10 protein-coding genes and 2 riboswitches are annotated in these 12,544 nt (G+C 69.8%); of the genes, 7 read left to right on the forward strand and 3 right to left on the reverse strand.

Annotation, left to right across the window (positions count from 1 at the left end; translation table 11 throughout):
* Positions 1–23: 23 nt before the first annotated feature.
* Positions 24–261, reverse strand: a riboswitch (cobalamin riboswitch).
* A gap of 69 nt (positions 262–330) precedes the next feature.
* Complete coding sequence (locus tag WT97_RS00560) at positions 331–2,469, reverse strand: TonB-dependent siderophore receptor (RefSeq protein ID WP_060352602.1); 2,139 nt, start codon at positions 2,467–2,469, stop codon at positions 331–333.
* Positions 2,470–2,621: 152 nt separating this feature from the next.
* Positions 2,622–2,887, forward strand: a riboswitch (cobalamin riboswitch).
* Between the two features lie 326 nt (positions 2,888–3,213).
* Between WT97_RS00560 and cobW the strand changes: the two genes are divergently transcribed.
* The 7 genes from cobW to WT97_RS00595 all read left to right on the forward strand — a co-directional run bounded on the left by cobW (position 3,214) and on the right by WT97_RS00595 (position 11,405).
* The gene (gene cobW / locus WT97_RS00565; protein WP_060035525.1) at positions 3,214–4,293 is read left to right on the forward strand and encodes a cobalamin biosynthesis protein CobW; all 1,080 of its coding nucleotides are present in this window, start codon (positions 3,214–3,216) and stop codon (positions 4,291–4,293) included.
* Between the two features lie 6 nt (positions 4,294–4,299).
* Positions 4,300–8,112, forward strand: coding sequence for a cobaltochelatase subunit CobN (cobN, locus tag WT97_RS00570; protein ID WP_060352603.1), 3,813 nt, complete (start codon positions 4,300–4,302; stop codon positions 8,110–8,112).
* Positions 8,109–9,200, forward strand: a complete 1,092-nt coding sequence (locus WT97_RS00575; RefSeq protein WP_060352604.1) for an ATP-binding protein — start codon at positions 8,109–8,111, stop codon at positions 9,198–9,200. The genes cobN and WT97_RS00575 overlap by 4 nt, the downstream gene beginning before the upstream one ends.
* 68 nt (positions 9,201–9,268) lie before the next feature.
* Complete coding sequence (locus tag WT97_RS00580; RefSeq protein ID WP_060352605.1) at positions 9,269–9,901, forward strand: VWA domain-containing protein; 633 nt, start codon at positions 9,269–9,271, stop codon at positions 9,899–9,901.
* Between the two features lie 37 nt (positions 9,902–9,938).
* On the forward strand, positions 9,939–10,391 hold the full coding sequence (locus tag WT97_RS00585) for a YaiI/YqxD family protein (protein WP_059789886.1): 453 nt from the start codon (positions 9,939–9,941) through the stop codon (positions 10,389–10,391).
* 25 nt (positions 10,392–10,416) lie between these two features.
* Positions 10,417–11,049 (forward strand): DUF1993 family protein, encoded by a 633-nt coding sequence (locus tag WT97_RS00590; RefSeq protein ID WP_060352606.1) that lies wholly within the window; start codon positions 10,417–10,419, stop codon positions 11,047–11,049.
* 29 nt (positions 11,050–11,078) lie between these two features.
* Entirely contained in the window at positions 11,079–11,405 is a 327-nt protein-coding gene (locus WT97_RS00595; protein ID WP_059789888.1) for a low molecular weight protein tyrosine phosphatase family protein, read from the forward strand.
* 33 nt (positions 11,406–11,438) lie between these two features.
* Here the strand turns inward: WT97_RS00595 and WT97_RS00600 are convergent, their stop codons facing one another.
* Positions 11,439–11,861, reverse strand: a complete 423-nt coding sequence (locus WT97_RS00600; RefSeq protein WP_059498926.1) for an NUDIX hydrolase — start codon at positions 11,859–11,861, stop codon at positions 11,439–11,441.
* 151 nt (positions 11,862–12,012) lie between these two features.
* The gene (locus WT97_RS00605) at positions 12,013–12,273 is read right to left on the reverse strand and encodes a hypothetical protein (protein WP_059789890.1); all 261 of its coding nucleotides are present in this window, start codon (positions 12,271–12,273) and stop codon (positions 12,013–12,015) included.
* Positions 12,274–12,544 lie beyond the last annotated feature (271 nt).

Consider the following 12,544-nt stretch of genomic DNA (forward strand, 5'->3'; position numbering starts at 1 on the left):
GGATCGGGCGTTCGGCGAGCATCGCGCTCGCCCCTTGCGTCGGCCGGTATCCGGGCTGGCCGCTTGCCAGACCGCAGCCTTCCCGCCCGGTCGAAGGGCAGTGGCATCGCGGGCGGCCTGGGCGCACGTGCGGAAAAGCGCGTTGCGCGAGCGGCGTACCGTTGCGGGGACAGCACAGGCCGGGCGGACATCCGCCTCCTGTTTCCCGTTTAACTGCATGCGCGGAATGCGCATGCGAGCACCGAACGCGGCGCATACGATAGCACAGGCGTGCAACGCACGAGCCGCCCGGCGGACCGGTTGCGCGGGGCGTCGGCGCGGCCCGCGAGGTCAGAACTTGTACGCCGCCGTCAGCGTGAACGTGCGTGGCGAACCGGGCACGATCTGCGCGAGACCCGTCGCATTCGCGTAGTAGTCGCGATCGGTCAGGTTGACGGCCGCCAGCGTCACCTCGAGGTCGCGCGTGCGATATCCGGCCTTGCCGTCCCAGCGGACGTATGCGGGCAGTTCGAGCAGGTTGTCGCGATCGGCGTAACGCGCCCCTTCGTACACCAGCCCGAGTTCGGCGAAAAATCCGCGCAGCGGCGCATGGCTGACGAACAGGCTGCCGTTCGACCCGGACACGCCCGCCGACCGCTTGCCCGCGTACTTCGGCTCGGCGTCGACCACGCGTGCGTGTTGCCAGCCGATGCCGCCGCGAACGAACCAGTCGCCCGCGAGCCGGCCGGCGACGCCCAGTTCCAGGCCGCGATTGCGCTCGAGGCCGTTGAGGTCGAAAAAACCGGGCCGAACCGGATCGGCGACGCGGCGGTTGTACAGATCGAGCTGAAACAGTGCGAGCGTCGTGCTCAGCGCGCCATCGCGCCAGTCGCTTTTCACGCCGATCTCGTACTGGCGGTTGTATTGCGGGCCGAGATCGTTGGCGTTGCCGCGCGCGTCCGGCGTGATGCCGATCAGGTCGCCGCCGACCGGCGCGAAGCTCTTGCTGTACGACGCATACACGCTGTGCGCGCCAACCGGCGACCACACGACGCCGAGCCGCGGGCTCCATGCCGTCGTCGTGCGCCGCGCATGCAAAGCGTTCAGCGCGTTGGTCGAATCGACGTCGAAGCGTTCCCCGCGCACGCCGCCGAGCAGTTTCCACGCTCGCCCGAGGTCGATGCGATCCTGCGCGAAGATCGCGTAGTCGCTGACGCGATGGCGGTTCATCGCATACGGGCGCGGCGCTCCACCGGCCGGCGCGAGGCGATCCGGCCCGGTGATCGGGACCGGCGCCGCGTCGGCCTGCCAGAGCGTCGGGCTGCGTTTCTGCCAGCCGTATTCGATGCCGAACAGCAGGTGATGCAAGCCGGGGCCGGTCGCGACTTTGCCGCTCAGCTCGACGCCGGTCTGCACGTTGAGATGCGTCATGTCCTGCAGGTAGCGCGCACGTTGCACGCGCCGGTAGTCGCGCGGCTTCGTGACGTAGCTTTGCGTGACGTAGGTATTGTCGAAGGTGCTGCGCAAATCCAGCACGCCCAGCGTATGGCGCAATTTCCAGTCGCCATCGAGCACGTGCGTGAAGACCGAGCGCCAGTTCATGTTCTCGTCGCGGAGGGTGTCGCGGCCCGCCGCGCCGAAGAAGGTTGCGCGTGGCGTGGACGGCAGCGAAAACGCGACCGGCTTGCCGGCCGCGTCGACCGCGGCGACCGGCGCCGGCATGCCGCGATCGGGCACGCGGTCGTACGTGTCGTATTCGAATTGCAGCAGCCAGCTTCGCCGCGCGTCCTGCCACTTGACGGACGGCGCGACGTACTGGTGCGTGCCGTCGACGTGGTCGCGGAAGCTGCCTGCGTGTTCGCGCCCCGCGTTGAGCCGCATGCTCCATGCGCTCGACAGCATCCGGTTGAGATCGACCGACGCGCCGAGCCGTCCATAACTTCCGGTCGCCGCCGAGACATGTCCGAAGTTTTCCGGCAACGGCTGCTTGGTGATCCGGTTGATGACGCCGCCGCCGCTGCCGCGCCCGTACAGCGCCGCGGCCGGCCCCTTCAGCACTTCGACGCGTTCGATATTGCCGAGACTGCGCACGTATTGCGCGTCGTCTCGCATGCCGTCGAGCAGCAGGTCGCCCGCGGCGGAAAAGCCGCGGATGCGGAACGCATCGAAGCGCGTGTCCGACGTATTGGACACGCCCGGCACGCCGGCCAGCGCGTCGGCAAGCGTGCGGCCGCCATAGGACAGCGTTTGCTCGACCGGCACGCTGTCGATGGTTTGCGGGACGTCACGCGGATCGCTCGCGGTGCGGGTCGCCGTGCTCACGCTTTCGGCGCGCGGATCGTTCGGATGGCGTCGGCTGCGCACCTCGAGCGTGGGCAGCTCGTCGTCGAACTCGGCCGCCGGGGCAGGGCAGGAAGCAACGCCGGCGATCGAGCACAGCGACAGGGCCAGCACAGGAAACCGCCGCCCGGATATCTGTCGTTTCGACATGGAAATTTAAGGATGACTGAGTGATTGCCTCACATGGCCGTCGCGTGATGGTAGGTTTCGTTATCGAGCGAATTTTATCTCACGCAGTTGAAAACGACAATCATTCGCGTTTGCTGCCGGCCGCTCGCCTTGACGCTCCCCGCACCGCCGCCTACACTCGCACGCGTTTTGGTGCTCGCGCGCGCCGCTCCGGCGCACGCAGTTAAACGGGAAACAGGGAGCCTGCCTGCGCCGCAGTCGAGCCAACCTGTGCTGCCCCCGCAACGGTAAGCGAACGCGTCGCGCGCAGCGCGATGCAGCGCCGCTTCGCCGCATGCCCCGCGCATGCGGACGACCGCCACTGGATGCCGCGCGTATCCGGGAAGGCGAAGCGGCGTGTTCGTCAGCCCGGATACCGGCCTAAACGTTGGGGTTCAGCGCCGCGGGGAGGCGGCGCATCGTCCACGGCCGCAGCAGGCCCGACGCCCGGTGTTCGACGCTTCCTCTGCCCATCTGCCGCCGCGCGCACGCGAGCGGCCGGCGCGGCGAGCGGCAGGCGGCGCGGGCGGGGCCGCGGCAGCCGTGTTGGCATTCACGATGTCGACCGTTCGCAAGGAAGCACCATGCCCGATTCGTTGTTCCGCCCGTCCTGCGGCTGTCCGGCCGGACTGCGCGGCGGCCTTCCCGCGTCCCGCCCCATGAATGGCCGCGCCGCCACCGACGCGACGCCCCCGGCCTGATTCCATTTCCGTCACAGGACCTACCATGACCCTACGCAAGCTTCCCGTCACGATCGTCACGGGCTTTCTCGGCAGCGGCAAGACGACGCTGATGCGCCATATCCTGCAGCACGCCGAAGGCCGCCGCATCGCGGTGATCGTCAACGAATTCGGCGAACTCGGCATCGACGGCGAAATCCTCAAGGGCTGCGGCATCGGCTGCGACGATGCACGGGGCGAGGCATCGGGCCAGTTGTACGAACTCGCGAACGGCTGCCTGTGCTGCACCGTGCAGGAAGAGTTCTATCCGGTGATGGAAGCGCTCGTCGAGCGCCGCGCGGACATCGACCACGTGCTGATCGAGACGTCGGGCCTCGCGCTGCCGAAGCCGCTCGTGCAGGCGTTCAACTGGCCGACGATCCGCAACAGCTTCACGGTCGACGCGGTCGTGACCGTCGTCGACGGGCCGGCCGCCGCGAGCGGCCAGTTCGCGGAAAACCCGCAGGCCGTCGACGCGCAGCGCCGCGCCGATCCGAATCTCGACCACGAATCGCCGCTGCACGAACTGTTCGCCGATCAGTTGTCGTCCGCCGATCTCGTGATCGTGAACAAGGCCGACCTCGTCGGCGACGCCGAGTTCGCGCGGATCGAAACCGCGATCCGCGACGAGATCCCGCCACAGGTGAAGATCGTGCGCGCGACGCGCGGCGAACTGGATCTCGCGATGCTGCTGGGCCTCGAATCGGCGTCGGAGGAAACGATCCACCTGCGTCACGACCATCACGGTGCGGCCGACGACGGCGATCACGACCACCATCACGACGATTTCGATTCGGTGGTGGTGTCGGGCGACGCCGGCACGCGCGAAGCGACGATCGCCGCGCTGCAGCGCGTGGTCGAAGCGCACACGATCTATCGCGCGAAAGGCTTCGCCGCGCTGCCTGGCGCGCCGATGCGGCTCGTGATCCAGGGCGTCGGCCGCCGCTTCGACAGCTATTTCGACCGCCGCTGGCAGGACGGCGAAACGCGCGCGAGCCGCTTCGTGCTGATCGGCGAGGATCTCGACGCGGCCGCGCTGCAACGCGCGTTCGACGCCGCGTGCGCGGCCGAGCCGCAACAGGCGTAACGCACGATGCATCTGCTGCGCACCACGCCGGGCGGCTTCGTCGACGATACGCAGGGCGTCGTCCGGATCGACCAGCAGCCGGCCGACATCGTGATCCTGAGCTCGGCCGACACGACGCTGTCGCTGCTCGCGAGCGTCGTGCCGCACTTGCCCGCCGGGTTCCCGAGCGTGCGGCTCGCGAACGTCACGTTCCTGCGGCAGCCGGCGTCGGTCGATTTCTACGTCGACGACGTGCTGCGTCACGCGAAGACGGTCGTGATCGATCATCTTGGCGGCGAAGCGTACTGGCCGTACGGGATCGAACAGGCGGTGTCGCTCGCGTCGAAGCGCCGGCAACGGCTCGCGATGTTCTCGGGCGACCTGCAGGAAGACCCGAACCTCGTCGCGAAGAGCACGGTCGGGGCCGACCTGTGCCGGCTATGGTGGCGCTATTTGCGCGAAGGCGGCGTGCACAACGCCGACGCGCTGCTGCGCAGCATCGCTTTTCACACGCTCGGGTTCGGCGACGAGCCCGAACCGCCACGCCCGCTGCCGGCCGCCGCGCTGTATCACCCGGCGCGCGACCGCGCGAGCGTCGACGACTGGCGGCCGCGCTGGACACCCGGCGCGCCCGTCGTCGCGATCCTGTTCTATCGCGCGCACTGGCAAGCCGCGAACACGGCCGTGTTCGATGCGCTGGCCGACGCGCTGATCGACGCAGGGCTGAATCCGTTGCCGATCGCGGTGACGTCGCTGAAGGATGCGGTGAGCCGCGAGGTCATCGCGCAACTCTGCGACACGCACGGCGTCGCACTCGTCTTGAACACGACCGCGTTCGCGGCCGGCGCGATCGACAGCCCAGAACACGACGTGCTCGCCGGCGACGCGCCGGTGCTGCAAGTGATCCTGTCCGGCGGCAATCGCGACGCGTGGGTGGCCGACAACCAGGGCCTGCACGCACGGGACATCGCGATGCATGTCGCGCTGCCCGAAGTCGACGGGCGCATCGTCACGCGCGCGGTGAGCTTCAAGGGGCTCGCGTATCGCTGCCCGCATACCGAGGTCGACGTCGTGCGTTATCAGCCGGATGCCGAGCGGATCGCATTCGTCGCGGCGCTCGCGCGCGGCTGGTGCCGGCTGCGCACGCTGGACAATGCCGACAAGCGCATCGCGCTGATTCTCGCGAACTATCCGCAAAGCGAAGGGCGCATCGGCAACGGCGTCGGGCTCGACACGCCGGCATCCGCGCTGCGCGTGCTCGCGGCGCTGCGCGACGCGGGCTATACGGTGGCCGATCTGCCGCCCGACGGCGACGCGCTGATCGCGCGGCTCACCGAAGGCGTGACCAACGACACGGCCGTGCATGCGCTGCGCCCGGCGTTCCAGAGCTTCCCGCTGGCCGACTACGTCGCGCATTTCGCGCGGCTGCCGGCGGCCGTGCGCGACGCGCTGAACGCGCGCTGGGGGCCGCCTGAAGCCGACCCGACGCTGCGGCAAGGGCGTTTCACGATCGCCGGCTGGCGCGCGGGCAACGTGTTCGTCGGCATCCAGCCGTCACGCTCGCGCGACGACCACGACTACGCGAGCTACCACGATGCGGAGCTCGTGCCGCCGCATGCGTATCTCGCGTTCTATTTCTGGCTGCGCGATGCGTATCGCGTCGACGCGGTCATCCATCTCGGCAAGCACGGCAATCTCGAATGGCTGCCGGGCAAGAGCGTCGCGCTGTCCAACGCGTGTTGGCCCGACCTGACGCTCGGGCCGCTGCCGCACCTGTATCCGTTCATCGTCAACGATCCGGGCGAGGGCAGCCAGGCGAAGCGCCGCACACAGGCCGTGATCGTCGATCACCTGATGCCGCCGCTCACGCGCGCGGAAAACTACGGTCCGCTGCAGGATCTCGAACGGCAGGTCGACGAATACTACGAAGCGCTGATGGTCGATGCGCGGCGCGCGAAGCTGTTGCGCAAGTCGATCCTCGCGACGATCGCCGAGCATCGGCTGCACGACGAGCTGAGCGTGTCGCCGCCGCGCGACGCGGGCGACGAGGATGCGCTGCTCACGCGGGTCGACGCATGGCTGTGCGAGCTGAAGGAGGCGCAGATTCGCGACGGGTTGCACGTGTTCGGCGCGTCGCCGGTCGAGCGCCAGCGGCGCGACACGCTGCTCGCGCTCGCGCGCTTTCCGGTCGGCGACGGCAAGGGCGAACGTGCCGGGCTGATCGGCGCACTCGCGCGCGATCTCGCGCTCGGCGACGATTTCGATCCGCTCGCGGCCGACTGGGCCGCGCCGTGGACGGGGCCGCGGCCGACCGTCCTGCAGGCGCTCGATGCGTCGCCGTGGCGTCATGCGGGCGATACGCGCGAGCGGCTCGAACGGCTTGCGCAGCATTGGCTCGACGCCGTGTGCCGAACCGAATCTTTCGAGGATCCCGGCATCGACATTCCGCCGCCCGGCGCATGGTCGCATACGCTCGCGGTGATCGAGCGCGTGCGCACGATGCTGCTACCCGCGCTCGACGCCTGCGGCGGCGAGGAAATGCGTCAGTTGCTGCGCGGGCTCGACGGCCGTTTCGTGCCGCCGGGGCCGAGCGGCTCGCCGTCGCGCGGCCGTCCCGACGTGCTGCCGACCGGCCGCAACTTCTACTCGGTCGATACGCGCGCGGTGCCGACGCAGGCGGCGTGGTCGCTCGGCCTGAAATCCGCGCAGCAATTGATCGAGCGCCATCTGCAGGATCATGGCGACTATCCGCGCGCGATCGGGCTGTCGGTGTGGGGAACGGCCACGATGCGCACCGGCGGCGACGACATCGCGCAGGCGTTCGCGCTGATCGGCGTGCGGCCGAAATGGGCGCACGGCAGCCATCGCGTGACCGACTTCGAGATCCTGCCGATCGAGATCTTCGACCGGCCGCGCATCGACGTGACGCTGCGCGTGTCGGGTTTCTTCCGCGACGCGTTCCCGAACCTGATGCACCTGTTCGACGCGGCCGTGCAGGCCGTCGCCGCGCTCGACGAGCCCGAGGCGCTGAACCCGATCCGCGCGCGCATCGAGCGTGAACGCGCGAAATGGATCGCGCAGGGCGTGGCGCCCGACGAAGCGCGGCGCCGCGCCGGCTGGCGCGTGTTCGGCGCGCGGCCGGGCAGCTACGGCGCGGGCCTGCAGGACCTGATCGACCAGCGCCGCTGGCAGACCGACGCCGATCTCGCGGACGCCTACCGCCGATGGGGCGGCCATGCGTACGCGCAGAGCAGCGCAGGCGACGCGGCGGCCGACGTGTTCGGCGAACGGCTGGCGACGATCGACGTCGTCGTGCAGAACCAGGACAGTCGCGAGCACGACATCCTCGATTCGAACGACTACTACCAGTTCCAGGGCGGGATGACGGCGGCGGTGCGGCACCTGTCCGGGCAACAGCCGAGCATCTACCACGGCGACCATGCGAACCCGGTCGCGCCGAAGATGCGCACGCTGCGCGAGGAAATCGCGCGCGTGATCCGCTCGCGCGTCGTCAACCCGAAATGGCTCGACGGCGTGAAGCGTCACGGCTACAAGGGCGCGGCCGAGCTGGCCGCGACCGTCGACTATCTGTACGGCTATGACGCGACCGCACGCGTGCTGTCCGATCACCAGTACGCGCTCGTCGCCGACGCGTACCTGTTCGACGATGCCACCCGCGCGTTCCTCGAGCGGCACAACCCGAAGGCGCTGCACGGGATCTGCGAACGCTTCGTCGAGGCGATGCAGCGCGGGTTGTGGCAGCAGCCGGGCAACTATCGCGAGCGGATCGAAGCGGTCTGGCTCGCGAGCGAACAACTTCAGGAAGGGGGGCGGCGATGACCGATCCGACGACGCACCGCGCCCGCGCGGTTTTTCCGTTTGCGGCGCTCGTCGCGCAGGACGCGTTGCAGCAGGCGCTGCTGCTTGCCGCGATCGACCCGTCGCTCGGCGGCGTGCTCGTCAGCGGGCCGCGCGGCACCGCCAAGTCGACTGCCGCGCGCGGCCTCGCGGAGCTGTTGCCGGAAGGGCAGTTCGTCACGCTGCCGTTGTCGGCGAGCGACGAGCAGGTGACAGGCACGCTCGATCTCGCGCATGCGCTGGCCGAAAACGGCGTGCGCTTCCGGCCGGGCCTGCTGACTCGCGCGCATCTCGGCGTGCTGTATGTCGACGAAGTGAACCTGCTCGCCGACGGGCTCGTCGATACGCTGCTCGACGTCGCCGCGAGCGGCGTGAACATCGTCGAGCGCGATGGCGTATCGCACGCGCACGACGCGCGCTTCGTGCTGGTCGGCACGATGAATCCCGAGGAGGGCGAGCTGCGCCCGCAGTTGCTCGACCGCTTCGGGCTGATGGTCGAACTGGAGAACTGTTTCGACGCCGCCCAGCGTGAGCGGATCGTGAAGGCGCGACTCGCGTTCGATCTCGATCCCAACGCGTTTCGCGCGCGTCACGCGTCCGCTCAGCGGGAACTCGCGGACCGGATTCGCGCGGCGCGCGCCCGGCTGCCGGCGCTGGATTTCGACGATGCGGTCCATGCGCGCGTCAGCGCGCTGTGCATCGACGCGGCCGTCGACGGGCTGCGTGCCGATCTCGTGATGCTGCGCGCCGCGCGTGCGCTGGCCGCGCTGGAACGGGCCGGCGCGGTGGCGGTGTCGCACGTGGAGCGCGTGGCCGAGGCCGTGCTGCGGCACCGGCGCCATGCGGGGCCGCAGTCGTCGCAGCAATCGTCGTACCAGTCGTCGCAGCACGATGGCGAACGCGACGGTCGCGCGCCGCCGGACCCGCGACCCGACGACCGGCCGCGCGAAACGGGCGACCCGAAGGCCGGCGCGTCGGCACCGCAGGGCGACTGGGGCTACCTGCCGCCCGAACCGGCCGGGCTGCGCGACGTGAAAAGCGTGGTGCCGCTGCCGCTAAAAAAACGCTGAGCCATCGAGCCGGCGCCGCCGCGAACGCGATTCGCGGTCCTCGATGGCAGTCAGGCGCCGCCGCGCGCGTGCCGGGCACGGTGCGCGCCGGCACGGCCGTCGCGTGGCCGGCGACGCTCGCCGCAAAACGCGGCGGCCCGCTGCATCGCGATCATCTGCGCTACGGGAAACGCGCGGGCACGCCGCACGCGCTGCATTGCTTCGTGCTCGACTGTTCGGCGTCGATGCTGTCGCACGAGCGGCTCGCGCTCGCGAAGGGGCTGATCGTCGCGTATTTCGATCAGGCCGCGCGCGCGCGTGTCGAAACCGCGCTGGTCTGCTTCGGCGGCAACGGCGCCGTGCGGCGCTTCGGCCCGGCCGTGCCGCGCTGGTGGAATGCGCGCTGGCTCGAGCCGGTCGACGGCGGCGGCGGTACGCCGCTCGCGGACGGCATCGCGGCCGCCGCGCAGTTGCTCGCCCGCGCGGCGCGGCGCGAGCCCGGCAAAGCGCGCTGGCTTTGGGTGTTGTCCGACGGGCGCACGCGCGACACGCCGGCCAGACCCGCGGCGGCCGATCACGTCGTGTTCGTCGACTTCGACGATGCGGCCGTGCGGATCGGGCAGGGTGCGCGGCTCGCCGCGTCGTGGGGCGCGCAGCGGGTGACGGCCGACGCGCTTCGCACCGATCTCGGCGGCCGATGGCCGGCCGGCGGTGCGCTATGATCGCCGCTTCTGCTTCTGCCCACCGGAAACCTCCGCCATGCAAGTACTGGTCGATGCCGACGCGTGTCCCGCCGTCATCAAGGACATGCTGTTTCGCGCCGCGCGTCGCGCCGAGATCTGCGTGACGCTGGTCGCGAACCAGTTTCTGCGCACGCCGCCGTCGCCGTTCATCAAGGCCGTGCAGGTGCCGGCCGGCTTCGACGTGGCCGATGCGCGCATCGTCGAGCTGGCCGAACCCGGCGACCTCGTGATCACGGCCGACATCCCGCTGGCCGCCGCCGTGCTCGACAAGGGCGCACACGCGCTCGACCCGCGCGGCAACTGGTTCAGCCGCGAGAACATCGAGGAACGCCTGTCGACGCGCGCGATGATGGACCAGTTGCGCAGCGCGGGCATCGACACGGGCGGGCCGGCGCCGTTCAGCGCGCGCGACGGCAAGGCGTTTGCGTCGCAGCTCGACCGGTTCCTGGCGCGGCACGGCAAGCCGTGACGGCACACGGCGCGCCCGACCAAGGATGCAGGTTTGCGCCGACGCTGCTATCGTGTGGCGCGAACCCCAGCACAGGAGCGCACGCGTGTCACCGACCCAACTTCTCGTTCCGACCTACACCCAGATGCTGCGTGCGCAGTCCGCGTGGCTCGACAAGGCCGTCGCGCACCGGCAGTCCGCCGGCGACGAACCCGACGCGGCGATGACGCTGAGGCTGGCGCCCGACATGTATCCGCTCGCCGCCCAGGTGCGCTTCTCGTGTTTCCAGGCGATGGAGCCGGTCCACCGGCTGCGCGGCGAACCGCTGCCGGCGGGGTTGCTCGCGTTGCGCGAGGCGGGCTGGAACGCCGATGCGCAACCCGGTTCGCCGGCCGATGCGCAGGCGATCATCGCCGGCACGCTTACCTTTCTCGGCGAACTCGCGCCGGATGCGCTCGATGGCGGCGCAGCGCTGCCGATCACGCTCGAACTTCCGAACGGGATCGCGTTCGACATGACGGGCGAACAGTACGTGCGCGACTGGGCGCTGCCGCAGTTCTACTTCCACGCGATCGCTGCGTACGCGATCCTGCGCCATCACGGCGTCGAGCTCGGCAAGGCCGATTACGTGCCGCACATGCTTGCGTACGTGCGGCCGGGCACGATTCCGCAGGGCTGAGCCGGCCGCTCGGGCAGCCGCGAAGCGACATGACACGGGCACTGTTCATCTGCAGCCGCAACCGGCTACGCAGCCCGACGGCCGAAGCGGTGTTCGCCGCGTGGCCCGGCATCGAAACCGACTCCGCGGGCCTCGCGCCCGACGCGGACGTACGGCTGTCCGCCGAGCAACTCGACTGGGCGGACATCGTGTTCGTGATGGAGCGCGCGCACAAGGCGCGACTCTCGGCGCAATTCGGTGCGCATCTGAAGCACCGGAAGATCGTCTGCCTCGACATCCCCGACCGCTACGCGTTCATGCAACCTGCACTCGTCGCGCTGCTCGAACGCAAGGCCGGCCCATTCCTGCGCGCGTAATCGCCGCGGTCGGAGCCCGACCCGGCATCGGCCTCAGCGAAGCGGCCCGCTCGCGAGCGCAGAGAAACAGTCGAGCCGCAGCAACTCGATGATCTTGCGCGTCGGCACGCTGGCTCGCAGCGTGTCGAGCCGGTCGACGGTAAACCACTTGCAGCGGGCGATCTCGTTGCTCGCGCGCGGCGTCAGGTGCGCCGGCACGTCGGCCACGAACACGTGATGCAGCTTCGTCAGCCCGCCGAACTGCACCGCGTAGTCGAGCGCGAGCCCCTCCAGCCGCGTCTCTTCCGCGAGTTCCCGCTGCGCGGCTTCGAGCGGCGTCTCGCCGCGCCGGATCGTGCCGCCCGGTAGCGACCAGCGCGCCGCGGTGCGCGCGACCAGCAGCACGCTGCTGCGCTGGCGGCACACGATCGTGGCGCGTTCCTTGTTGACGGCGAGGGTATCCGGCCCGGTGCTCATGTTCTGGCAAAACAGGTGCTGAATCGTGGAGGAAAGGCACGTCGGCTGCGCAGGGTCCGGCAGCAGGCGGCGACGGCATGCAAGCCGCCGCGCCGATGTTACCGGCCGTTCATGACAATCGCGTGCACCGCGGTCGCGCCACGGACGCCAGTCACGCGTGCGTGTAGATCCCGCCGCGCGCCGGCTTCGCGCCGCGCGAATGGCGGCGCTTGTGAACCGCACGCCGATGATGAGGCGACGGCGCGGCGACGTGCCGGCGTGCGGGCGCGGGCCGGGCCGCCGGCGCGGCAGCGTGTGGCGCCGCGCCCGGCATGCCGGCTTGTCCTTCGCCGAAGTGGAAAGTCTGGTTTTGCGCGTGCGCGACGCCCAGCGTCGACGCTAGCACGAAGGCCGCCAGCCACAACCGTTTCATGAATGTTCCGCCTTGTATGGGGATGAATGTCGCCCGCCAGCTTAGCCAACGGCGGGGCGCGACCGCAACCGGCGCGCGTTCGGTGCCGTTCCACCTGGTGCACGCCGACGTCGTCCGCGCGGCAGCCGGGTCCATCCGGGCTTGACAACATAATTCGTGGATGTGAATATAAATTCACATACAAGAATTATTCGTCGAATCCGGAGCAACCGCGCTGCACGCGCCGGGCCGCCGGAACCGGCAGTCCGATAACCGGAACCAGGAGCGAGAC

It is taken from the genome of Burkholderia sp. MSMB1459WGS, assembly GCF_001534535.1.
Lineage (GTDB): Bacteria > Pseudomonadota > Gammaproteobacteria > Burkholderiales > Burkholderiaceae > Burkholderia.

Bases quoted from the DNA above. Each gene is read 5' to 3' on its own strand.
- WT97_RS00575 (WP_060352604.1), top strand. From the start codon at position 8,109: ATGACCGATCCGACGACGCACCGCGCCCGCGCGGTTTTTCCGTTTGCG.
- WT97_RS00605 (WP_059789890.1), bottom strand. From the start codon at position 12,273: ATGAAACGGTTGTGGCTGGCGGCCTTCGTGCTAGCGTCGACGCTGGGC.
- WT97_RS00600 (WP_059498926.1), bottom strand. From the start codon at position 11,861: ATGAGCACCGGGCCGGATACCCTCGCCGTCAACAAGGAACGCGCCACG.
- cobW (WP_060035525.1), top strand. From the start codon at position 3,214: ATGACCCTACGCAAGCTTCCCGTCACGATCGTCACGGGCTTTCTCGGC.
- WT97_RS00595 (WP_059789888.1), top strand. From the start codon at position 11,079: ATGACACGGGCACTGTTCATCTGCAGCCGCAACCGGCTACGCAGCCCG.
- WT97_RS00590 (WP_060352606.1), top strand. From the start codon at position 10,417: ATGCAGGTTTGCGCCGACGCTGCTATCGTGTGGCGCGAACCCCAGCAC.
- WT97_RS00585 (WP_059789886.1), top strand. From the start codon at position 9,939: ATGCAAGTACTGGTCGATGCCGACGCGTGTCCCGCCGTCATCAAGGAC.
- cobN (WP_060352603.1), top strand. From the start codon at position 4,300: ATGCATCTGCTGCGCACCACGCCGGGCGGCTTCGTCGACGATACGCAG.
- WT97_RS00560 (WP_060352602.1), bottom strand. From the start codon at position 2,469: ATGTCGAAACGACAGATATCCGGGCGGCGGTTTCCTGTGCTGGCCCTG.